General features: G+C 42.6%; 20 protein-coding genes. 11 read left to right on the forward strand and 9 right to left on the reverse strand.

The genetic code is table 11. The features are described from left to right. Positions 1-24 precede the first annotated feature (24 nt). Genes HY064_11465 through HY064_11485 form a run of 5 tightly spaced genes read left to right on the forward strand, consistent with a single transcriptional unit; the run spans position 25 to position 5,129 of the window. Positions 25-1,173, forward strand: a complete 1,149-nt coding sequence (locus tag HY064_11465) for a glycosyltransferase family 4 protein (GenBank protein MBI3511274.1) — start codon at positions 25-27, stop codon at positions 1,171-1,173. Next, entirely contained in the window at positions 1,170-2,039 is an 870-nt protein-coding gene (locus HY064_11470) for a glycosyltransferase (protein ID MBI3511275.1), read from the forward strand. The genes HY064_11465 and HY064_11470 overlap by 4 nt, the downstream gene beginning before the upstream one ends. Further along, positions 2,036-3,235, forward strand: coding sequence for a glycosyltransferase (locus HY064_11475; protein ID MBI3511276.1), 1,200 nt, complete (start codon positions 2,036-2,038; stop codon positions 3,233-3,235). The genes HY064_11470 and HY064_11475 overlap by 4 nt, the downstream gene beginning before the upstream one ends. Next, positions 3,232-4,269, forward strand: coding sequence for a UDP-glucose 4-epimerase GalE (gene galE / locus HY064_11480; protein ID MBI3511277.1), 1,038 nt, complete (start codon positions 3,232-3,234; stop codon positions 4,267-4,269). Before HY064_11475 ends, galE begins: the two co-directional genes overlap by 4 nt. Further along, on the forward strand, positions 4,239-5,129 hold the full coding sequence (locus tag HY064_11485; protein MBI3511278.1) for a class I SAM-dependent methyltransferase: 891 nt from the start codon (positions 4,239-4,241) through the stop codon (positions 5,127-5,129). The genes galE and HY064_11485 overlap by 31 nt, the downstream gene beginning before the upstream one ends. Here HY064_11485 and HY064_11490 read toward each other — a convergent pair. Further along, a complete protein-coding gene (locus HY064_11490) occupies positions 5,076-6,470 on the reverse strand; it encodes a hypothetical protein (GenBank protein ID MBI3511279.1) in 1,395 nt (464 codons plus the stop codon). The genes HY064_11485 and HY064_11490 overlap by 54 nt on opposite strands. Positions 6,471-6,499: 29 nt before the next feature. Further along, positions 6,500-6,973, reverse strand: a complete 474-nt coding sequence (locus HY064_11495) for a 23S rRNA (pseudouridine(1915)-N(3))-methyltransferase RlmH (protein ID MBI3511280.1) — start codon at positions 6,971-6,973, stop codon at positions 6,500-6,502. 85 nt (positions 6,974-7,058) lie between these two features. Between HY064_11495 and HY064_11500 the strand changes: the two genes are divergently transcribed. The 3 genes from HY064_11500 to HY064_11510 all read left to right on the forward strand — a co-directional run bounded on the left by HY064_11500 (position 7,059) and on the right by HY064_11510 (position 9,444). Further along, on the forward strand, positions 7,059-7,499 hold the full coding sequence (locus HY064_11500; protein ID MBI3511281.1) for a DUF4783 domain-containing protein: 441 nt from the start codon (positions 7,059-7,061) through the stop codon (positions 7,497-7,499). After that, positions 7,492-8,367 (forward strand): carboxylating nicotinate-nucleotide diphosphorylase, encoded by an 876-nt coding sequence (gene nadC, locus HY064_11505; protein ID MBI3511282.1) that lies wholly within the window; start codon positions 7,492-7,494, stop codon positions 8,365-8,367. Before HY064_11500 ends, nadC begins: the two co-directional genes overlap by 8 nt. A 114-nt stretch (positions 8,368-8,481) precedes the next feature. After that, positions 8,482-9,444: a YihY/virulence factor BrkB family protein gene (locus HY064_11510; protein ID MBI3511283.1), complete on the forward strand. Its 963-nt coding sequence runs from the start codon at positions 8,482-8,484 to the stop codon at positions 9,442-9,444. An 8-nt stretch (positions 9,445-9,452) separates the two neighbouring features. On the opposite strand, the gene HY064_11515 is transcribed toward HY064_11510, so the two are convergent. After that, complete coding sequence (locus HY064_11515; protein MBI3511284.1) at positions 9,453-10,175, reverse strand: class I SAM-dependent methyltransferase; 723 nt, start codon at positions 10,173-10,175, stop codon at positions 9,453-9,455. Between the two features lie 322 nt (positions 10,176-10,497). Between HY064_11515 and HY064_11520 the strand changes: the two genes are divergently transcribed. Further along, on the forward strand, positions 10,498-13,701 hold the full coding sequence (locus HY064_11520) for a M1 family metallopeptidase (protein ID MBI3511285.1): 3,204 nt from the start codon (positions 10,498-10,500) through the stop codon (positions 13,699-13,701). A gap of 131 nt (positions 13,702-13,832) precedes the next feature. Further along, positions 13,833-14,969 (forward strand): ATP-binding protein, encoded by a 1,137-nt coding sequence (locus tag HY064_11525; protein ID MBI3511286.1) that lies wholly within the window; start codon positions 13,833-13,835, stop codon positions 14,967-14,969. Between the two features lie 56 nt (positions 14,970-15,025). Here HY064_11525 and HY064_11530 read toward each other — a convergent pair whose 3' ends face one another. The 3 genes from HY064_11530 to HY064_11540 all read right to left on the reverse strand — a co-directional run bounded on the left by HY064_11530 (position 15,026) and on the right by HY064_11540 (position 18,812). After that, on the reverse strand, positions 15,026-16,321 hold the full coding sequence (locus HY064_11530; GenBank protein ID MBI3511287.1) for a T9SS type A sorting domain-containing protein: 1,296 nt from the start codon (positions 16,319-16,321) through the stop codon (positions 15,026-15,028). Between the two features lie 71 nt (positions 16,322-16,392). Continuing rightward, positions 16,393-17,286 carry a class I SAM-dependent methyltransferase gene (locus HY064_11535; GenBank protein ID MBI3511288.1) on the reverse strand — a complete coding sequence of 298 codons (894 nt, stop codon included), beginning with the start codon at positions 17,284-17,286 and terminating at the stop codon, positions 16,393-16,395. Between the two features lie 53 nt (positions 17,287-17,339). Beyond that, a complete protein-coding gene (locus tag HY064_11540) occupies positions 17,340-18,812 on the reverse strand; it encodes a polysaccharide biosynthesis C-terminal domain-containing protein (GenBank protein ID MBI3511289.1) in 1,473 nt (490 codons plus the stop codon). 42 nt (positions 18,813-18,854) lie between these two features. On the opposite strand from HY064_11540, the gene HY064_11545 reads away from it, so the two are divergent. Then, a complete protein-coding gene (locus HY064_11545) occupies positions 18,855-20,024 on the forward strand; it encodes a hypothetical protein (protein ID MBI3511290.1) in 1,170 nt (389 codons plus the stop codon). A gap of 110 nt (positions 20,025-20,134) precedes the next feature. Here the strand turns inward: HY064_11545 and HY064_11550 are convergent, their stop codons facing one another. From HY064_11550 to HY064_11560, 3 genes are read right to left on the reverse strand one after another with little or no spacing between them, the layout of a single operon-like run. After that, positions 20,135-20,911 carry an SDR family oxidoreductase gene (locus HY064_11550; GenBank protein MBI3511291.1) on the reverse strand — a complete coding sequence of 259 codons (777 nt, stop codon included), beginning with the start codon at positions 20,909-20,911 and terminating at the stop codon, positions 20,135-20,137. Then, complete coding sequence (locus HY064_11555) at positions 20,908-21,642, reverse strand: class I SAM-dependent methyltransferase (GenBank protein ID MBI3511292.1); 735 nt, start codon at positions 21,640-21,642, stop codon at positions 20,908-20,910. The genes HY064_11550 and HY064_11555 overlap by 4 nt, the downstream gene beginning before the upstream one ends. A gap of 23 nt (positions 21,643-21,665) precedes the next feature. Beyond that, positions 21,666-23,009, reverse strand: a complete 1,344-nt coding sequence (locus HY064_11560; GenBank protein ID MBI3511293.1) for a glutamate-1-semialdehyde 2,1-aminomutase — start codon at positions 23,007-23,009, stop codon at positions 21,666-21,668. Between the last annotated feature and the right edge of the window lie 54 nt (positions 23,010-23,063).

The following is a 23,063-nucleotide window of genomic DNA, read 5'->3' on the forward strand; positions in this document are numbered from 1 at the left end:
TCTTTTTACCAATGGAAACCGCGCATGCCTGCTGAAAAAAAACACATTGTATGGGTGCTGGCCAATTGCAGCAGCGCTCCTTATTTCAGCTGGATCGCAAAGCTCGCGGTTGATGATCCGGAATTCCGTTTCACTTTTGTAAATCTTTACCACGAAGAACCGGAAATGATCGCGGAGATGAAAGCGCTCGGACATGAGGCGCACTGGATAAAATTTGATCACACCAGAAGAATTTCTTCACTGCTCTCTGTTACTCCAAAACTCAAAAATTTTTTTTCAAAATTAAAACCAGCTGTTGTGCACACGCATCTTTTCGACGATTCGCTTCCTGCACTCACCGCCGCACGTCTTGCACGCGTGCCTATGCGCGTGATCACGAAAGGAGATACCGGTTTTCATTGGTATTTTGCGAAGAAAGGTGTCAAATATGACCGGCTCAATAATAACAACGCCACACACATCATTGCACTTTCTCAGGAGAGTAAAAAATTCATCGGGGAAAAAGAAGGAGCAGACCTGAAAAAAATTTCATTGATCCCCCATGGAATTCCGGTCAATGAACTTTCTTTAATAAATGAACGTGCAGAAAAAAAACTCAGGAAACAATTCAACCTTTCCGAAAAAGATACTGTGATCGGATCGGTTGCGCGCTTTGTAGAATGGAAAGGTTATCGTGCGATCGTGAATGCGGCAGAGATCGTTGTGAAAGAATTTCCAAATGCAAAATTCCTTCTTGCCGGAAATGGCCCGCAGCGGGAAGAAATAATTGAACTCATCCGGAAGAAAAAATTGGTAGAAAATATTATCGTTACCGGATGGATCGAACACGAAGACATGCCTTCCTTCTTCAGGATCATGGATGTTTTTCTTCACGCGGCGACTATGGAACCATTTGGTTTTGTAATTGCAGAAGCAATGGCAAACCGGGTGCCGGTAGTTTCCGCTACGACAGGCGCTGCAGCTGACGTGATCGAAAATGGCAAAAACGGGATGCTCATAGGTGAAGTGTCGGCGGAAAAAATTTCGGAAACGCTGAAAAAAATATTGCGGATGAGTCCGGATGAACGGAAAAAAATTGGAGAAGCTGCAGGAGAAACTGCCTGGCATAAATTTTCTATAGAACGCATGTGGCGCGATCATCTCGCACTTTACCGGAAAGGATCTGCAGAATGAAAGCTCCGGCCGTGTCGGTGGTCATCCCGCTCTATAATTCCGCTGCATTCATCGGGGAAACGATCCGATCTGTACTACAACAACATTTTTCAGAACTGGAACTGATCGTTGTCGATGACGGCTCGACGGATGATTCGGCAAACGTGGTGAAAAAAATAAACGATAGCCGCTTAAAATATTTTCATCAGAAAAATAAAGGTGTGAGTGCCGCAAGAAATTACGGGATAAAAAATGCTTCCGGAAAATTCATTGCTCTGCTCGACGCCGATGATGTGATGTTGCCCGAAAATATTTCGCGGAAAGTTAAAACGCTGGAAACTCATCCGGAAGCAGATTTTGCTTTCAGTGATGTGCGCATTATCAGCAATGATAAAAATGAAAATGAAATGATTCTTCACGGAAAAAACAAGGACCTGCTGAACGAACTCCTCCTCTGGGAAAGCGATGTCATTCCTAATTCCTGCAGCAATCTCGTCTTCCGGAAAAATATTTCTGATAAAGGAATTCAGTTCGACGAAACCTTATCGACCGCCGCTGACCAGGACTTCAGTATTCAACTCGCTGCGAAGTATGAAGGCATTCACCTCCCGGAAGTTCTTTCACTTTACCGGAAGCATGCCGGTGGAATGAGCCGGAATATTTCCGTGATGGAAAAAGATCACATTGCGGTTTACAACAAAACAAGAATGGAAAATCTCTTCACATCGACTTCCTTCAGGCGGAAATGTTTTTCAAATTTATATCTTGTACTTGCAGGAAGCTGGTGGGTGAATGGCGGAAACAAACGGCGCGCTTTACGTTTTATGTTTCTTGCCGTGTTCACGCGGCCATTATCTTTTTTCAAACTTCTGAAAAAAATATTTTGAGAAATATTCTCGTCATAACCTGGTGGCCTTTTTCCGATGCGCTTGTGCAGGCCTACACGCTTCCGTACGTGCGCCTCATCCGCAATGAACTCACTGAAAAAGAAAACATTTTTCTTGTCACGCTTGAAAAACGTTCTCCCGATGATGGAAAATTCCGGAAGATAGATGAACGCATTTTTCATTTGCCGCTTTCTTACAGCGCGCCTGGACTGAAAGGATATTTCGGATGGAAAAACAAACTGAATATCCTGGAAAATTTCATCCACGAAAATAAGATCACACACCTGCATACGTGGTGCGCACCTGCGGGCGGAATCGGCTGGAAACTGAAAATGCGGACCAAACTTCCGCTCATTGCCGATAGTTTCGAACCACATGCCGATCCGATGGTGGAAACAGGAACGTGGAAAAAAAACGGGCCGGCTTATGCCGTTCTCAAAAAATGGGAAACGAATCTTGCGAATGATGCCGATATTCTCATTGCAAATTCTCCGGCTATGCGATCCTGGGCAGAAAAAAATTACGGGATGAAACGTGAAGTCGCTCATGTGAAACCGGCATGCGTTGACACGAAACTTTTTTCCGATTCAAAAAGAAAAAATAAACTTTTACTGAAACAGTTCGGCTTCGAAGGAAAAACTGTTCTGGTTTACGCCGGAAAATTCGGCGGACTTTATTATGATAAAGAATCCTTTGAATTTTTCCGCGCCTGTTATAATCACTGGAAAGATGAATTGAGAATACTCGTTCTCACTCCGCAGGACAGGGAAATGATCCTTGCGCACGCAAAAGAAGCTGGCATTCCGCCGGATATTATCACAGTGAAATTTGTTCCGCATAACGAAATGCCTGATCATATAGGGCTTGGTGATTTTGGATTTTGCCCCATCATCCCTACTGCATCGCGTCGTGCATGTTCGCCCATCAAGAACGGGGAATATTGGGCAATGGGATTACCTTTGGTAATCTGCAAAGGAGTTTCAGTCGATGATGAAATTGTAGAATCGGCGAATGCAGGCGCCGTATTGGAATCAATGAATGAAAATGAATACAAAAAAGCGATCGCTGTGATCAACACTATCCTGAAAGAAAACGAAAAGGAACGTGTGAGCCGTATCAGGAAGATCGCAGAAGAATATCGTTCCTATTCCATTGCGCAAAAAATATATCATACGATCTACGGAAAAAATAAATGAGTACGAAGAAAAAAATAATAGTTACCGGAGGAGCAGGTTATATTGGCTCGCATACGATCATCGGGCTGATGACTTCGGAGGAAACCGAAGTGATTTCCATTGACAATTATTCCAATTCATCGGAAAAAACTTACGACCGCATAGAAGAGATCACCGGGAAAAAACCGCGTTATTACAATTGCGATCTCTGCGATGAAAAAAATCTGCGCGCAATTTTCAACACGGAAAAAAATATTGACGGCATCATTCATTTCGCTGCTTTTAAATCTGTTCCGGAATCGGTAGCTGATCCATTATTGTATTACCGGAATAATATTCTTTCGCTATACAATCTTCTTTCGGTTTGCCGCGATGAAAATATTTCCTGTTTTATTTTTTCTTCTTCCTGTTCGGTGTACGGAAATATCAGCAAACTGCCGGTGAATGAAGAAACGCCGCTTTCGAAACCGGAAAGCCCTTATGCCTCCACGAAGATCATGGGAGAACAAATGATGAATGATTTTTCTGCCTCCATGAAAGGAATGAGCTCGGTTGCGCTTCGTTATTTCAATCCGGTTGGTGCTCATCCCACAGGGCTGAACGGAGAATTGCCACGCAATCGCCCGAATAATTTATTTCCGGTAATCACGCAAACTGCAATAGGAAAATTAAAAGAGATGACTGTTTTCGGAAATGATTATCCCACGCGCGACGGGACGTGCATACGCGATTACGTGCACGTGTGCGACATTGCGCAAGCGCATGTGTTCGCGATGAATTATCTACTCAACGGAAAACAAACAAAACCATTCGACGTGATGAATCTTGGAACCGGCGATGGTGTGACCGTGATGGAAGCGATCGATGCATTTGAAAAAGCAACAGGCATTCGCCCGAATGTGCAAATGGGCGCGCGCCGTGCAGGAGATGTGGTTGCGATCTATTCCGATTGTGCAAAAGCAAAAAGTCTGCTCGGATGGAATGCAGCAACTGATCTGAACGAAATGGTGAGCAGTTCGTGGAAATGGGAACAACATCTGAAAAAAGAGATCTGATGTCGTCGCCGATTCACGCATGCATTCACTGTGGTTCAGAAAAAATATTCCCATTGGGAAAAACGTACGCGCATGCCTTTCTTCACCGCTGTTCTTCCTGCGATCTCGTATTCACCGCGCAAAAACCGGATCACGAAGAACTGATTGTACATTACAAACAGTACAATCGCGGCATTCCCATTTCGCCGATCACGGTGAAACGCTATGAAGAATTACTTGGAATTTTTGAGAAGTACAGGAAGACGAATAATATTCTCGATGTAGGTTGCGGTGACGGACATTTCCTTGAGGTGGCGAAAAAAAAAGGATGGAATGTTTCCGGAACAGAATACGATCCGGTAGCGTGCGATGTTTGCCGTGAAAAAGGAATTAAAATTTTCAACGGCAAGATCACGGCAATGGAATCCGGAAAAAAATTCGATATCATCACTTCGTTCGAAGTACTGGAACATATTCAGGATGGAAAAGACGATGTGAAATTTATCCGCGAATTGCTCCGTGATGACGGAGTTTTTTATTTCACGACTCCGAATTTCAATTCCTGTTCCCGCAAATGGCTGAAAGGAAAATGGACCGTGATCGGTTACCCTGAACATCTCACCTATTATACGCCATTCACCATTCATGATCTGCTGCTTCATTCCGGTCTTGAAAAAATATTCCTGCGCACGAGCGGCGTCAGTGTTCAGCGCTTTGCGGCATCGAAACAAGGTGATGAAAATAATATTCCGAAAGATGAAGATCTCCGCAAACAGATCGAAGAAAAATTTTTTCTCCGCGTTCTTAAAAAAACGGTCAACGGAATTTTAAACAACACCGGAACCGGTGATACGATCAAGGGCCTTTATACCCGGAAGTGAACTGAGCTGCGTTGATCTTTCCTTCATCAGTTTATCGAGAATGAGAAGAAGCAATACGAAGAACGAGAGGAATGGAATTTTAAAACGAACGAGTGCGCCGAAGTTGGAAGTTGACAATCCCACGAGCGAAGAAAAGATCAGTGAATACGAGAGAAGAAAAAGAAGAAGTGGCTGATTGAATATTGTTCCGAAAAATTTCCGTGTGCGCGTGAGCATTCTCCAGCCGAGGACCAAACCGAAAAGCAGGTAAACGAAATTCTCCAGCCCGGAAATGATCATCACTACATTCCTCGCTTCCCAAAGGAACGGGCGGAATAATCCCACATTCATAGCGGCCGGCACTTTTGACATTACCCCGGAGATCGTCGGATCAAAATCACCAATATCGAATGAACTTCCCTGATAATAATCCTGTTTCAGATCATGCTGCGTGATGGAAGCTGTCTTCAGCATTTTTTCGACAGAAAATTTTCCGAGACTGCTTCCGAGTATAGTAAGCACAATGTATCCGATGAGAAATGAGATCACATAAATCATGGGAATGGAAGCATAGCGGAAAATTTTCGAACGGAAATTGATGATCCTCGCGTGAAAGAACCAAACGAAAGTTCCGGGAAGTAATGCAATGAGCACGTAGGGTTTCACCGACAGCAGAACATAAGCTGAGAGAATAAAAATGATCGTGTTTGCAATTCTTTTTTTCTTCCCGATCGCCGACCTATAAAAAGAATAGATGAACCAGCATACTGCAGAAAGTGTGATCGTGTCCTTGAGGATTCCGGATCCCCAGAAGAGAACGGAAGGAACGAAAAGCATACTGAATGCAATTCGTTTTTCCATTCCCGGGTAGATCGTGATCAGGAGGCGAAACAATTTCCACGCGCCGAAAAAAGAAAACCAGGAAAGCACCACACTCGACAGGAGATAACTCCGGAAAGAAATGTAAAGAATGGGAATGAGCAATTTGGTCACGAAAAATGTCTGCGTATCATAATACATGTACGGCCACGGGTACCCGGTCGCACCTGAAAAGAGAGAATAACTCTCAGGAGACGGAGCATGTGTTACTACATGAAAAAGATTTCCGGGATTCGTCATTCCGAGATTGACCATCGATCTTGCAGTTTCGAAATAGGAAACCGTATCGCCACCATGGTAATAATAAATGTAGATGCAGCAGAAAATAACGGAACTGAATATTTTCACAACAACAGCGCGCGTGTAATACCTGTATTCCGGAAATTTTTTGATGTTTAAAACCTGCCTGTAAAAAGAATAGAGCAGTATCAGGAGAAAATAGATCGCCACCATCACCCATTCGAAAGGGTAAATGCGTTTCATGTAGGATAAACTTTCTACTTCAAACATGATTAGTTGTGATGATATTTTTCTCCCTTGAGGATCGTGAAAGCGCGGTAAAATTGTTCAGCGAGAATTACGCGCACCATCTGGTGAGTGAAGGTGAGCGGTGAAAGCGAAATGGATCCCGACGATTTTTTACGGGCCATTTCATGAAAACCGAATGGGCCTCCTATAGCAAGCACGAGCCGTTTCATTCCGCTGAGTTGCTGTTTGCCGATCCACTCCGACAATTCTGTTGAAGTTAATTCATCTCCCTTCTCATCGAGCAGAAAAAGCCGGTCGCCGGGGAGAATTTTTTCCAGGATAAGTTCTGCTTCTTTTTTCATTTCTTCTTCCCTGCTCCGTCCGCCTTTTTTTTTCAGTTCCGGAATTTCAATGACTTCGAGACTGGCATAATGTTTCAGCCGGCCGAGATAAACAGACAATCCTTCTTTAATCCACTTATCGCTGGTCCTGCCCATAAAAAGAAAGACTATCTTCATTGCTGATTTTATCCGGAATTCTTCCGCTAAAATACCCGATATTTTGGCTCGATAGTTGCACATTTACCAGTAAATAACCATTGCTATGAAAACCGTGCTGGCCTTTTTGATTTTCAGTTTTCCGTTTGCGGCGGCAGCTGATAATGCGACGATGAGCGTGGACCTGATGCGTTCGGTGAAACTGAATTCTATTGTGGATATCGTTGATGATGTTGCGCAAGCCATTCGTTCGGGAAATGCAGAAGATCTTTCGAAATATTTCGCCGACAACGTGGACCTGAAAGTTCTTGAACAGGAAAATATTTACAGTCGCGCACAGGCAGAACTTATCCTTAAAGATTTTTTTGCCAAACATCCGGTGCAGGAATTTACCATCGTTCACAAGAGTACTGCCAATAATGAAAGCCAGTTTGCTATTGGTACATTGAAAACTGCAAATGGAACTTACCGCGTTCATTACCTTCTGAAAGGCCCCGCCGGTTCTACCACCGTTTCGCAATTCCGCATAGAGAACAGTGATGAATAATACCACCGGCTACGATCCGGATGAAGCGGATCTTTCCCTCCTAAAAGAATTTATCAGTTTATCCCTGTTCGAGGACGTGCGTTCGGGCGATCATACTTCGCTTGCAACAGTTCCTGCCAACGCGATCAGCAGCGCTGTCCTGAAAATAAAAGATAATGGTGTTCTCGCAGGAATTGAACTCGCGGAATTTATTTTTCACCAGGTTGATCCCGAAATTATTTTTGAGGTGAAGATCAAAGACGGAACGATCGTAAAAAAAGGAGCGGTCGCTTTCGAAGTAAAAGGATCATCGCGCAGTATTCTCAAAGCAGAGCGGCTTGTCCTGAATTGTATGCAACGAATGAGTGGAATTGCAACTGCAACATGGAATCTTGTGCAATTGATAAAAGGAACAAAGGCAAAACTCATTGACACGCGCAAGACCACTCCCGGTTTTCGATACTTTGAAAAATGGGCGGTGAGGATAGGCGGTGGAAGTAATCACCGTTTTGGTTTGTACGACATGATCCTGATCAAGGACAATCATGTGGATTTTTGCGGCGGAATAAAAAAAACTATTAGTGCTGCCAATGAATATCTCGCTGCGAATAAAATGCAACTGTCCATTGAAATCGAAGTGCGCAATAGGAAAGAACTCGATGAAGTTTTGTCATGCGGAAATATTCAGCGCATCATGCTCGATAATTTTTCTCCTGTCGAATTGAAAAAAGCAGTGAAGAAAATCGACGGCCGTTTTGAAACAGAAGCTTCCGGCGGGATCACTTCCGAAAACATAAAAGCGTATGCAGAAACAGGAGTTGATTTTATTTCTGTGGGAAGCATTACGCATAGTGTGAAAAGTCTTGATCTGAGTCTGAAAGCGAAATAGTCATTGGTAAGGAGTCAGTAGGACTTGTGTTTAAATAATTTCCCAATGACTAATGGCAAATGATTAATGGCGTGATTTTTTTCTCACTTTTACAGAATCATTCATTCCTGAAAAATGTTCAAGCGAATTTTCCGTTTCCTTCGGGGGTTGCCACCATCGAGAGCGCTGAGTGCATTTTCGAAGAGAGTAAAACCTCCCGCATTTGAAGGACACACACTTTATGAAGTTTCCGTTTTTTTCGGAAGAGGATTGAATCGCGGCGGATTACGTTCCCGTGCATCTTCCATGGCTTACAATTATTTCATTGCAATTTTCCCTGCCATCATTTTTCTTTTCACACTCCTGCCCTACATTCCCATCAAACATTTCCAGGACGCTTTATTCGAAACGATCAGGGAGATCATGCCGAACAATGCTTTTCTCACTGTGCAGGATACGGTTTATGAAATTCTTCATCACCAGCATTCCGGGCTTTTGTCAATAGGATTCATTGCAGCGCTCTATTTTTCCACGAACGGATTCACTTCCATGATGGGCGCTTTCAATAAAAGTATTCACATCCGGGAAGTGCGTCCGGCATGGAAACAACAACTCATTGCACTCGGACTTGTTTTTTTCCTGACGATCATTCTCATTGTTGCTATCGGATTGATCATCGGTTCCGAATTATTACTCAAGCGAACACTGCAGTATCATTCCACGCAGCATTACATAATTTTTGCAGGACGATGGCTGGTGATAGGAATTCTTTTCATGTTCACGATCGCGGTTTACTATCGCGTTGCGCCGGCGAAAAAACTACACGGAAATTTTTTCAGTCCCGGTGTCTGGCTCGCAACTTCACTCATTATTGTCACTTCAATATTGTTTGCATGGTACATCAACAACTTCGGCAAATACAATAAACTCTACGGCTCCATCGGATCGGTGATCGTGGTGCTGGTCTGGATCTATTATAATTCCATGATGTTGCTCATCGGGTTCGAACTTGATGCAAGCATTGCAGGCGCAAGGGAAAACAGGCGTTCACTTCTTGAACAGGCAGAAGCGGAACATGAAAGGGAAGAAAACGCGTAATCCTCCCGCTACATTATTTTAAAAGCCGAGAAGTAATAATTATTCTGCGCAGCGATCAATTCAACTTTTATATAATAAGCAGCAAGAAATTCTGTGAATGCTAAAAATTCATGAGTGGGAACAGTGAACTCATCGAAAAGAATAATATCATCTTTCCGCAGGAATGGCGCAACCGAAGTAAGAACAAAAAGTGTGGAGGTGTAAAGATCCGCATCCATGTGAATGACTTTCCTGCGATCATCTTTCATTTGCCTGAGATGTTTCGGCAACGTATCCTGGAAAAGTCCTTTGTGAAATGTTGCACGGTCATCATTCACTTCCGGAAAATTTCCTCCGGTTGACATAGCGCCTGCTTTGAAAACATTCCAGTCTTCCGGCAAACCGGTGAACGTATCGAATCCGTCGAAAGTTGAATCGGAATTTTTATTGTGCTCTACCCACCACTTGAAAGATCTTCCGGCAGCAACTCCGAATTCCATGTAATTGATCGCACCATCGAGATTTTCATTTTTCAGAATAAAATCATACAGATTGTAACGCTTGTTGTAATCCCATTTGCGCGAATAAAAATCGTTCAGTTTCGGCACCGGAGTTTTTGCTTTCCACTTCGACATCTTCGAGAGATAAACAAGATTCATCAGCATCCCACTGAATGGTTCCACCAGCACGTGCAGTTTCCAGCGCATGAAGGTGGTTTTTGTTTTGCGTATGAACCAGAGTTTGGTCTGCATATTCGGCGGCAAATATAATCATTAGTCATTGGGAGAGAGCAGCAGCTTGCCCGACGAATCCCGATTGCAATCGGGAACAGGCGGGGCAGAATGCAGCAGGCAGAGAGCAGCAGGCAGAATTATTTAAATCTGTGACATAATCAGTGAGAATTTGTGAAAATCAGTGGCAATATTTCTGTCCGGGTTACTCATTACTTTTTTGGGGAAAGAATTTAATTAGTACCAGTGGGGCTTAAGGCAGCGGCAACAGAATACAAATACTAATAACCGTTAACCAATAACCATTAACCAATCACTATATTTGCGAATACACTTTCCCACTATGAAAATTCTCAGAAGCACTGCGGTGGCCATTTCACTTTTTATCGGAATGACTGCGATGGCGCAACAATCGGCCGCCGATTATTCTTCTCCCGCTAATCAGTATTACTGGAAAAATCGTCCGCCGTTTCCGGGTTACTGGCAGCAGGATGTGCATTATTTCATTAAAGCAGCGCTTGATGATAAAACTGATATCATCACCGGCGAAGAGGAATTGACCTACACCAATAATTCGCCCGACACACTGCCCTTCGTTTATTTTCATTTGTACGAAAATGCATTTCAACCGGGATCTTACACCGACGATCTTCATCAGGCCAATAAATATTATCCGAAGTATGGCAAATATGAATCGGAGAAAAAAGATGAAGAGGTTACAAAAATTTCCATCGACGGACAGGATCTGAAAACTGAACTCGACAACACGATCATGAAAGCGTGGTTGCCAAAACCCCTATTGCCGAATCAATCCGTCAAATTCAATATTTCTTTTAAATCTTATTTTGACGATGGAGGAAACATCCGCCGCCGGATGAAAATGTATAAGACTTTCGGTTACAAACATTACGATGGCGTACACTGGTACCCGCGCATTGATGTGTACGATCGCAAATTCGGCTGGGAAACCGATCAGCATCTGACCAGAGAATTTTACGGCGATTTCGGTTCGTATGATGTGGAGATCACCATTCCGAATAATTATATTCTTGAAGGAACAGGAACCATGCTCAATGAAAAAGAAGTTCTTCCTTCAGATCTTCGCGCGCGGCTCGACATTTCCAACTTTGCACACACCGCATGGAATTCTGCGCCGTCGGAAATGATCCACGCTGATGGAACAATGAAGACGTGGAAATTTTCAGGAATAAATATTCATGACTTTGCTTTTTCTGCCGATCCGCTTTATCGCATTGGAGAAACCGACTGGAACGGAATTCGCATCATCGCCATGTGCCAGGAACCGCATTGCACCGGCTGGCAGAATGCATCGTCGTACACAGCGAAGATCATTGAATTTTATTCCACGCACATAGGCATGTACGCGTATCCGAAAATGGTGGTGTGCGATGCGCAGGATGGAATGGAATACCCGATGATCACACTCGATGGAGGAAGCGATCCCGATTATCACACTTTACTTGCACACGAAGTAGGACACAATTGGTTTTTTGGAATGGTGGGAAGCAATGAAACGTACCGCGCATTGCTCGATGAAGGTTTCACACAATTCATCGATTCATGGTGCGTGCAGTCGCTCGACGGACCCTACATCAAACACGGACAATATAAATCGGGATACGTGACGCGTTTCAAAGAAGAAGACAAGGTGATCAATACGGAAGTTTATAATCGGTATGAGCAGAGCGCAGCACTCGGCGATGAAACGGTCATTGATACACATTCCGATTATTTCAACGGTGCATTGCGTCATGGCGGCGGATACGGACAGGTGTATGGAAAAACTGCAACGATGCTTTGGAATTTAAAATATGTTCTCGGCGATTCTCTTTTCGAAGCAGCGTTCTCACATTATTTCAATCAATGGAAATTCTGTCATCCGTACGTGGAGGATTTCCGTAATTCAATGATCCAGTACACGCATGTCGATCTCAATTGGTTTTTTGATGAATGGCTCGACACTTACAAAACGATCGACTACGGTGTGAAATCCGTTCACGAAGGAGATTCTGCCAATGTGTACAAAATAAAATTCAGGCGTTACGGCAGAATGTCGATGCCGATAGATTTCACCGTACAATCGAATGACGGAAGATTGTACAACTATTATATTCCGAATACGTGGTATGAGAAAAAAACAACGGCAACTGTTTTACCGAGATGGATTGGATGGGATAAAATCCGTCCTACTTACACTGCCGTAGTGAATATTCCCAATGGAATTTCTGATGTGATGATTGACACCACGCATCGTCTTGCAGATGTGAACATGCTCAACAACAGCATGAATACTCCCGTGCAATTTTCTTTCGATTCGCGCATCTGGAATTTTCCTTCCTGGGAACATTACACGTTGCGTGCGCGGCCCGATTTCTGGTACAACGGTTACGACGGATTGAAAGCGGGTTTGTATATGGGTGGCGATTATCTCGGCGTGATCGATCAGTTCGATCTTACTTTTCATTACAACACCGGGCTCGGTCAAAGCCAGTTGCCCAATGGAGCAGAGATCAATCGTTTCGATTATCTCTCTTACGCATTCAGTTTCCGCACGCCGACAAATAAATTCATACGCAATTCTGCATTTTATTTCAGTGAACGCCATCTCGACGGTTTTGACATGTCGAAAATTGGATTTGAAGTTTCGGATCGCGAACAGAAAAACAAAATCTCGATCGACTGGAAAATCATGGCGCGTAAAGACAGTTCCGATCTGAATTACCTTATTTTCCGAAATGAATGGACGCCGGGAAAAATAAATTCTACTTTGAATATTAATTTCTCTCATCCTTACACTTATCATCACGGCACCGGCGACATTCAACTGAATCTTCGTTCCTCTACTATCGGAAGCGATTACGATTATCATTATCTCAATATTTGTGTTATCAATAAAAATGATCTCGGCCCGATCAACATCAACACGAGAACATTTTTCCAGATCGGATCAGGCCAGAACTGGGCAAAGGAATCGATGTTGTTTGCAGCAGGCGCGAATCCGGAAGCGATGATGGACAACAAGTACACGCGGTCGGAAGGATTTTTCCCAACGGACTGGGCCACTTTCGGATCTGATGTGAATCATTTTCAATATGGAGGCGGACTTGATCTTCGCGGTTACGCGGGTTATCTGATGCCGCAGTATGACTGGTATGGAAACGTGCGGAATATTTATAAAGGAACATCGGGTTACGCCTTCAATGCGGAAATGGAATTCCAGGAACTTTTCAAATTCATCGGAAGAAAAATGCCGAGAGTGAACAGTGTAGTTAATCTCTCGACGTATCTCTTCGGCGACATCGGCGGAATGAATTTCAATCAGCCCACAGAGCAACTCGCCTTCGGAGCATTCCGTGCGGATGCAGGCGTAGGCGCGGCATTCACGATAAAAAGATTTCCTCCGCTGCAAATGGTCAAGCCGCTTACCATCCGTTTCGATGTTCCCCTGTTCCTGAACAGCACACCTTACAATTCCCCTGAATACATCCAGATGAGATGGGTGGTAGGAATCAACCGGGCCTTTTAAACCGCTTAAAGCAAATTATTCTTCATTGATAAAGTGTGAAATTCCGTCAATTAGTTGACGGAATTTAAGTTAATTCCGTCAACTAATTGACGGAATTTTAAGTATATTTGCGTCAACAAACTGACGGAATTATGCGACCCTTCCAGCGATCACTCCTCCATATCTTTATGTCAAAATTACTTCCCGGCAAAGTGCTGATCCTGGAAGGAGCAAGAAGAACGGGTAAAACCGTATTCCTCCAGCAGGTGATGGCCGCGTTGAAAGAAAAAGTTCTGCTTTTGAATGGCGAAGATTTTGCCGCACTTGCAATGCTCAGGGAAAGAAGTATTGAAAATTACAAACGCCTGATCGGCGATCACCGTGTACTGATCATAGACGAAGCGCAGAAAATTCCGGAGATCGGTTCCATTCTCAAATTGATGATCGACGAGATCAAAGGGCTTAAAATAGTTGCAACAGGATCCTCCATGTTCGATCTTGCCAATAAAACAGGTGAACCGCTTACCGGCCGGAAAATTACTTTCCGGATGTTCCCGCTTGCGCAAATGGAATTTGCAAAACAGGAAACGCTGCTCAAAACAAAAGCTAATCTTGAAGAACGAATGGTTTTTGGTTCTTATCCTGAATTGCAGCAATACAAAACCAGGGCGGAGAAAACCGATTACCTGCGCGAGCTCGTGAATTCTTATTTACTCAAAGACATTCTACAGTTTGAAAATATCAGGAACTCGGATAAATTACATGATCTGCTGAAACTGATCGCATACCAGCTGGGCAAAGAAGTTTCGCTCGAGGAATTAGGGCGTCAACTCGGAATAAGCAAGAATTCAGTAGAGAAATACCTCGACCTGCTCAGCAAAGTTTTCGTTATTTACAAAGTGCGCGGTTACAACCGGAATCTCCGGAAAGAGATCACGAAAATGAGCAAATGGTATTTTTATGATAACGGAATAAGAAATACGCTGATCGCAAACCTGAATCCTTTGTCGATGCGGAATGACGTGGGCGAACTCTGGGAAAACTACGCACTCTCGGAACGATTAAAATTTCAATCGTACACGGGAATGCTGGTTAATAATTATTTCTGGAGAACTTATCACCAGCAGGAAATTGACTGGGTAGAAGAACGAAAAGGTAAATTATTCGCTTATGAACTGAAATGGAAACACAGCGGAAAAGCAAAAGCGCCCTCGGCGTGGAAAGAAGGTTACCCGCGATCTAAATTCGAGACCATCTCGCAAGCCAATTATCTTGACTGGATCATGTAGAAAAAAAAAGGTTGTTTTTTAATACAACCCCTTTTTTATTTTCAATGACTTCCTTCCTACTCTTTGATGAATTTCGAGGAAAATCTTTGTTTGTCGTTCAAACCTACGATCAGGTACTCGCCCGAAGAAAGATCGGCGACTGAAATAATAATTTCCTGCTGCTGATCATTTACTTCTACCGATCTGCAGAGTTTACCGCTGAGATCGTAGATGGAAATATTTTTAAGAGATGAATTGTTTTTGATAGTGAGGAGAGAGGAGGAGGGGTTTGGGGAAATGGAAAGCGCTTGATCAGCGAAGTTTTCGGAAATGCCAACGTCACCTTTAAAAAGATTACGCACAACATTATTCAGCTTATCGCCAACATAAATGGTTCCTAAATTGTCAACACAAATTCCATAAGGAGAATTAAATTCGGCAGTAGAAACCGGGCCATTTACATATCCAGCCGTTCCGCTTCCGGCCAAACTTGTAACAACGCCTGCAGGAGTAATTCTCCTGATGTCATTGTTGATCCATTCGCTTACCATTGGATTTCCATAAAGATCGAGAACGATGTAAGAAGGATGATTGAATTGTGCCGCTGCTCCGGTTCCATTTACATTTCCAGGAGTACCTGAACCTGCAAGCAGGCTCACCATTCCGCTAGAAATAACTTTCACTTTATTATTCACCTGGTCTGCAACGTAAAGATCAGTCCCGGAAAGATTGAAACAAATTGCACTTGGTCGATTAAATAGTGCCGATGAAGCAGGACCGATCTGGTCTCCACCACCCCCGGCCACGCCGGCATAAGTTGTCACCATTCCCCCGGAAATTTTCCTGATGCAATTATTGCCATAATCTGCAACGTAAATATCTCCGTTCGAAGCAACTTTTACGTCTGTTGGATTATTGAATTGTGCGGAAGCAACAGGCCCATCAAGGTAACCGATCGTGCTGCCTGCAACTGTTGTTACATTTCCTGATGCATCAATTTTTTTTTTTTTTTTATTTCCGTTATCAGAAACATACACATATCCATTTGCAAAACATAAACCAGACGTATAATAAAATTGTGCGCTTGTTCCCTGAGCATCCACATCACCAATGGATCCGCTGCCTGCAAGAGTTGTAACATTCCCACCTGAAATTTTTCTTACCGTACTGTTCATTGCATCCGAAACATAAAGGTCGCCAGTGGAAAAATCGCAACATAAACTGTAAAGCCCGTTGAATTCCGCAGTAGAAAGTGAACCGTTGACAAGACCGGGTGTACCAGTTCCCGCGAAGGTATTGACCATAGTAAAAGCCTGGCTGAACGCTAAGCCGGATACCGCCGCAAAAAGAGCAGTCGTTAAAATCTTTTTCATTTTCAAAAGGGTTAAACTCTTTACTAAAGTAAAAAAAAGAAATAAGACTCTCGCAATCTTTGGCGTCGGAATTACTTCTCCGCGATAGCAATGATAGTATCGCTGAGATTATTCCTGTCCAGCATTTCCGCGTAGGCTTTTTCAGAATTTTCTTCTCTTAATTGTCTGTAGAAATTCTGTCCTCCAGGTTTCCCATCACGCAGCCACAGGAGATGATTGGTAAGCGGGTAACGCTGGAATCCTTTCACAGAAATATTTTTGAATCCTGCTGCTTCAAGATATTTATGCAAACTTTTTTTTGTATGGAGAATAAGATGTTCGCTCCAGAAGGTAAATTTTTTAAATGAATCGAGATTGTAGGTAGTGATCAATACATCTCCCGCATGTGGAACTTCAATGAAAATTTTTCCGCGAGGAGCCAATGCTTTATTTAATTGTTTCAAAGATGCAAGAGGATCAGTGATGTGTTCGAAAACATGGAAAAGTGTTATGAAGTCAACTTTTTTTTCTGAAGAAGCAATTTCATCAATGGAGGCGAGAACATTGTAACCAAGATGCTTTAAATTTTCACGAATATCGCGCTGCGGTTCAACAGCAAGAATTTCCTTCGCAAATGGTTTCATTAAATCCAGTATCCCGCCAAGCCCTGCACCAACATCTGCATAAACTTTTCCCTTTACAAATTCCTCAATTTGTTTTGCACGACGCTTATCATCCTCCGCAGTTTCCTTCAATCCGGCATTCCTGTCCTCGCTACTCCAGTAAGATGTTCCTTCCTTTTCAGAATAATAAGTTGATGCTACATGATCTGTCCTGTTAAGAAAAATAACGCCGGACTTTTCACATCTTAAAACACCGACATCATCTCGATCACGAACCTTTGGATAAAAAGGTTTAATAGAATCGGGACTTACAATATTCAGATGAAGAAGTTCCTGATAAATGGTGTGGTTTTCCAATTTCATAAGAGAAGCGAAATTACGATTATTCAACGATCAGTTTTTAACTGAACTTCCGTTTATTTCCTCCGTAATAATTTCGAAGGAAGATCATGATATTCCGGAACAATATTCATTATCCTTGTCAATGCGAGATAAAGAATTGTCACAACCATACCACGAATTGCCAGAGCCATCCAAACGTTATAGGGAACGGGAATAAAAAATCCTGCAAGTACTGCTATGGAAATTATAAAAATCGTTTTCACTGTGTTGCGATCGTAAGGTTGCATTCTGAAATTTCTCCGGATAAAAATATATTTTGCAAAATTATAAAGCACGCTTGCTGTTCCAGTGGCAATTGCGGCACCTCTTATGCCGAATCTGGGAATGAAAATAAAATTAAGCACAACTGAAACAACAAGAAGTATGCATAAAAAGATCACACCCCACTTGTATTTTGAAGAATTGTTCAGGATTGGATTATTCACACCAGTGGCCATATTCACCATGGAACCTATGCTCATAATAATTGTAACACCGGCGGCATCGCGATAATCAACCGGAAGAAGTCGAAGAAAATCATGAATATTAGTTACAATCATTGCAACGAGAAATCCTCCGATAAGGAAAAGATATTTCACTGATTTATAATAGATAGTTTTTATCTCCTCCATATTACCTGCTTCGAAGGAATGAGAAATTTTTATTCCGGCTACACGTTCAAGCGAATACAAAGGAGTTTCAATAAACTGCGCAATAAAAGCGCCAATGGAATAAATCCCGACGAATTTTAATGGAAGATAAGATCCGATCATAACTGTGTCGAGAAATTTCAAACTCAGGGAGGACAAAGCAGTGATAGTAAGAAGAAACGAATAGCTGAATATTTTTTTAACCCCTATTTGTCTGACAAAATTCCAGTCTATTATTAATCCTGGCTTGTCAATTAAGAAAACATAAAAAGTTACCAATAGAAATTGAGTAAGGTACGTGATGAAAATTGTGACAATAAAAAAATCGAGCGAAATGATCCTGAAAGAATAAAATAAAGTGGCAAAAATGAGCAACGCTCTCACCCAAACATCATTCATGAAAGACGGGAATGTGGTCTTGAGTAAACTATTGCAATAAGCGTTCACTGCAATACCAAGCGTCATAACAATCGCAATAGGGAAAGCCCAGAAAAAATACTGAACGAATAATGGTGATTCAAAAATGTATTTTGCCTTGATCCAATCGCGTAATAAAAAAATTATTACTCCTCCTGCTGCAAGTCCTGCAATTGTAATGAGAAGTGTGAAACCAAAAAATCCGTGGTGTTTTTTATCGCGATCCTTGAATGCAGGAAAAAATCGAACGCACATACTTGCAGATCCCAACAGGAGAAAAGGTGTAAGGAATCCTCCGAATGAGATCATGATCCTGGCGAGACCCACTTCATCGGGAGTAAGAAAATGTGGCTGAATAATTATCGTGTTAAGGAATCCCAGAAGCACGCCAACGTAAATGATGACGGTATTGATAATTCCCTGGCGTTGTATGGTTCCCAACTCTGAACTTGTTTAATTACTTTTATGAGATTCCAAAATTAGATGAATTCGGTTAACCTTCGTGTTTTCGTCACTACCTCGCATATAAGTACAATTTATATGACGATTCTCGCGCGTAAGACCAAAAAAACGGATGATGTTGACATTCTCATTATCGATACGGGCATCCGCCGCAGAGAACTCATTACTCTTATTAAAGAAACAGCAAGTCTCCACAAATGGGATCACTTCGAAGATCTTTCTGAAAGTGTAGATGAACAGCATGACTTTAAACCTGACCTCAGGAAACGCATTACCAGAAAAGTGAAGTCGCTTCCGATCATTAAACCATTTTATGATAAGTCACTCGATAAATATCTCGGAAAAAGAGACGGAAATTACCGTGCGATATTGTCATCTGTTTTTTCAAAATGGACAAAGAATGTTAATTGTTCGTGTGAGTTATTTCTTATGACTCAAACTTATCTTAACCGGCCATTAGTGCAATTATTCCCCAATGCTGCTATTCATTATATGGAGCACGGGATCGGTGACTATTATTATTTCCTCGAAAAAGAAATTCCTAAGGGAGATTTCTTTGCCGTGTTCTCAAAACCTTATTCGCAATACCTCCTGAAAACTGGAAGAACAGATCTGAAAGCAATTCCGATTCCCGGCATCAATGAATTTCCAGTAATTGCTGCCGGGCTTTTTAATATTCACACTAAAACTCTGGAATTGGATAAACTTCATATTCCGGAAAAGCCGGTCATCTATATTTTACTCGAAGCCGTTGATATGTATGAAGTGAGAGAAGAATTCTGGACCGCATACATCGATCACATACTCACTAAAGTGAATACCCCGGAAAAATATCATTTCATTCTTAAGTTGCACCCGATGCACTCAAAACATTCCTTGGTGCGGACAGAAGATTATTTCCGGAAACTTAGTCTTGAATTCAGCGTACTTGGAAATGAAAAACTGAGCAGTGCAAGCGCCGAAGTACTTTTTTCCAAATGGGCCAAAAATACTGAACACGTTTTCTGTCTTTTTTCATCCGGATGTTTTTACTTATCGCAGTTGTATGACGGATTGAATATCAAATTCTGGTACTCAACAGAATTTTTCAGTCATTACATTGAAAACGCTCCGCCTCAATACAAAAATCTTTTTGTGGAAATAAAACCCCTCCTCGACGAAGTCCTCGCCGAAAAATGCACTGCTTATTAGTTCGGAGTTCGGAGAAAAAACACACAGCAAAATTACTTCTTCCGAATAAATTCGGGATGGCAATGGCCATCACACTTTTCTCTCCCATCTCCTCCCTCCCAAACTCCCACCTACAAACTCCACCCATCATCCACCACTAAATTCTGACCGTTGATCATCGCTGATGCATCGGAAAGAAGAAAGACAACTGTGCCGCACAGATCTTTTGCATCGAGCATTCCTTTTGTAGTGGAATAACTGCGGTACCGATCTACAAAATTTTCAGAATGATTATTCAGAATTCCTCCCGGGGAAATGCAGTTGCAGCGGATATTTTTCCCTTTGAAATATCGTGTGATGTATTTTGTGAGATGAATGATTCCTGATTTTATCACCGCATATTCTACCGGCATTGTAAAATCACTTCCTTCATAAATTTCAAATCGCGGCGCGATCACTCCGTAAACAGAAGCGAGGTTGATGATGTTTCCCTGTTTGCGTTCGGAAAAATAACTGAGGAATCTTTGCGATGCCAGAAAATATCCGCCCACATGCAATCCCACATTCTCCACAAAATCATGATAAGTAACTTCTTCGAACACGCGCCCGTAATGCTTGTTGCGCGGGTACGCCGTGTTCACGAGCGCGTCTATGTAACCGAATTCATTGTGCACCGACTCGATGAGCGCCTGCAGCGAAGCATCAGAAGTAATATCGGTCTGGATGAAAATGGCGCGGCCTTCATATTTCTTATGCAGCGTTTCCGCAACCGATTTTCCTTCCTTCTCACTTTTTTCAGCAACAATGACTGTAGCGCCGGCTTCACAAATTGCTTCGCAGAAAACACGGCCCAGCAAACCGGCTCCACCGGTCACTACTACAACTTTTCCATTCAGTGCATTACTCATTTTTTTTGAATTTCGAGTATCGCCCAGTTCATCAGGTAGCCCGCCGAGATCTGCAGGCGCCCTTTTTCACTGTTGACGGTAAATGTACCAATTCCTTTTCCATTGAATTTAAAATCTATTTCAGGAACGAAATCGTGAAGGATAAAATAATTCGCACTCTCGCCTATCCATTCGTTTACAGTTTCCACGCAATACGTATTGTAAGAATACATCATGCCTTCTTTTCCTTCGGGACGCGTGTGATCATGGATCTTCGCCCAGATGTCGACGTTGTGACGACGATTGAAGAGTGAACTTGCAAATATTTTTCCGCCGGGTTTCGTAATGCGCAACAATTCTTTCACAGCTTTTCCCGGTTCATCGAGCCACGATAATGTTTGCCAGCAACAAACGAGATCGAAGGAATTATTTTTTATTTTTTTCAGATCATAAATATCCGCTTTCACATAATTGCATTTATTTCCGTTGAGTTTTTTTGCAATACGCAATGCATCATCATTGAAATCGGAAAGTGTGAATTCCGCGTGCGGGTACATTGCGCGCAAGTGATGGGCGAGTGTTCCGCCCCCGCAGGCGATATCGGCAATGGAAGAAATTTTTTGTCCCGACTCTTTCAAAAGTTTTTCGAGAAATTTCTGCTGCTCGGTTTTCACCAACGACTTTTTATAATAAGCAGCAGTTTCCTTTTTACTTTTCTGAAGAGCGTTGATATAGTTGTTTTTTTTTGCCACGGGTTAGCACGAATTAGCGCGGATCAATTATATTTTCTGAAAACCGGTTTGATCGCCGGGCCGACGAGATATTTTTCTATTCCGTCGTTCAATGCGGATTTGCAAACTTTCAATGCTTTTTCTGTTGCACGGAAGGTGAGTTCCAATTCGCCATCGCCATGTGAATAAGATTGTGCGATCCACGGAATGAGAATATTATTCTTTATCATTTCCTGGGCGAATAAAGTCCGGAGCGGCAAAGAAATTTTTCCTTCCTGATCGCGCGTAAAATAATACGGCATGCAGGCGAATCCCTCCAATGAAAAATTCTTTCCGATCCCGATCCCTTTTGCAATGTCATTCATCCCTGTCACTAATTTTCTTCCGAAACTCCAGAGCTGATCCGTCACTTTATGCTGCTGGTAATATTCAATTGTTTTTATGAAGGCACCGAAGCCGGACATTTCTGAACCGTGCGTGGTGGAAATAAGAAAAACCCGTTCAGCTCCTTCTTTCCGGATTCCGCCGAGATCCATAATTTCTTTTTTCCCAATGAGCGCCGACAATGCAAAACCATTTGCCATTCCTTTTCCGAATGTGGCGAGATCGGGTTCTATGTCGTAAACTTTCATGGCACCACGAAGGTCCCATCGAAATCCCGTGATCATTTCATCAAGAATGAAAACCGTTCCGTTCTTTGCGCACAAATCTTTTACCTGGTGCAGAAAACTTTTTGTTTTGTCGGGGCAACCTTTATTATCCATCACAATTTTTGAATCACCCTCGCACGGGGAAATAAAAGTTGCCGGTTCAAGAATCACTGCGGCGATCTCGCCGGGATGTTCCGCAAATAATTTTTCGAGCGATGAAATATTATTGTACTGGAAACGTAAGCTGAATGTTTTTTTCTCCTGCGGAATTCCCATATCCATAGGAGTTGTACCAATGAACCAATCATCATAAGTGAAAAAAGGATGGTCGGCACACATAGCCACATATTTTCTTCCGGTGTATGCGCGCGATAATTTTATGGCGGCAGTTGTTACTGTCGATCCGTTTTTTGCAAACTTCACCATCTGTGCCCACGGAAAAAGACTCACCATTAATTCAGCCGCATTCAGTTCCGTCAGTGAAGCGCGCGTGAGATTATTTCCTTTTTTTATTTCTGCAATTCCGGCTTCAGAAATTTCATCAATGTCATATCCGACAGTCACAGCGCGCAAACCCATTCCGTAATCGAGAAATTTATTTCCTTCCGCATCCCACACATACGCGCCTTTTCCGCGCGCGAGGATCTGCGGCGCATTCGACGGATACTGATCATCACCACGGCTGTACGTGTGCGCGCCACCGGGAATTACATTGTGAAGTCTGTCTGAGTAACTCATTCTGGAATTTATGTTTCTAATTTCTCCTTTATGATCTCCGCCCAACGAAATAAC

The sequence above is a fragment of the Bacteroidota bacterium genome, from assembly GCA_016194975.1.
Classification (GTDB): domain Bacteria; phylum Bacteroidota; class Bacteroidia; order Palsa-965; family Palsa-965.

Coding starts and splice junctions, on each gene's coding strand:
- galE (MBI3511277.1), top strand. CDS start 3,232: ATGAGTACGAAGAAAAAAATAATAGTTACCGGAGGAGCAGGTTATATT.
- HY064_11500 (MBI3511281.1), top strand. CDS start 7,059: ATGAAAACCGTGCTGGCCTTTTTGATTTTCAGTTTTCCGTTTGCGGCG.
- HY064_11545 (MBI3511290.1), top strand. CDS start 18,855: ATGAATTCGGTTAACCTTCGTGTTTTCGTCACTACCTCGCATATAAGT.
- HY064_11495 (MBI3511280.1), bottom strand. CDS start 6,973: ATGAAGATAGTCTTTCTTTTTATGGGCAGGACCAGCGATAAGTGGATT.
- HY064_11470 (MBI3511275.1), top strand. CDS start 1,170: ATGAAAGCTCCGGCCGTGTCGGTGGTCATCCCGCTCTATAATTCCGCT.
- HY064_11535 (MBI3511288.1), bottom strand. CDS start 17,286: ATGAAATTGGAAAACCACACCATTTATCAGGAACTTCTTCATCTGAAT.
- HY064_11490 (MBI3511279.1), bottom strand. CDS start 6,470: ATGAAACGCATTTACCCTTTCGAATGGGTGATGGTGGCGATCTATTTT.
- HY064_11510 (MBI3511283.1), top strand. CDS start 8,482: ATGTTCAAGCGAATTTTCCGTTTCCTTCGGGGGTTGCCACCATCGAGA.
- HY064_11515 (MBI3511284.1), bottom strand. CDS start 10,175: ATGCAGACCAAACTCTGGTTCATACGCAAAACAAAAACCACCTTCATG.
- HY064_11550 (MBI3511291.1), bottom strand. CDS start 20,911: ATGAGTAATGCACTGAATGGAAAAGTTGTAGTAGTGACCGGTGGAGCC.
- HY064_11525 (MBI3511286.1), top strand. CDS start 13,833: ATGCGACCCTTCCAGCGATCACTCCTCCATATCTTTATGTCAAAATTA.
- HY064_11465 (MBI3511274.1), top strand. CDS start 25: ATGCCTGCTGAAAAAAAACACATTGTATGGGTGCTGGCCAATTGCAGC.
- HY064_11560 (MBI3511293.1), bottom strand. CDS start 23,009: ATGAGTTACTCAGACAGACTTCACAATGTAATTCCCGGTGGCGCGCAC.
- HY064_11520 (MBI3511285.1), top strand. CDS start 10,498: ATGAAAATTCTCAGAAGCACTGCGGTGGCCATTTCACTTTTTATCGGA.
- HY064_11485 (MBI3511278.1), top strand. CDS start 4,239: ATGGGAACAACATCTGAAAAAAGAGATCTGATGTCGTCGCCGATTCAC.
- nadC (MBI3511282.1), top strand. CDS start 7,492: ATGAATAATACCACCGGCTACGATCCGGATGAAGCGGATCTTTCCCTC.
- HY064_11530 (MBI3511287.1), bottom strand. CDS start 16,321: ATGAAAAAGATTTTAACGACTGCTCTTTTTGCGGCGGTATCCGGCTTA.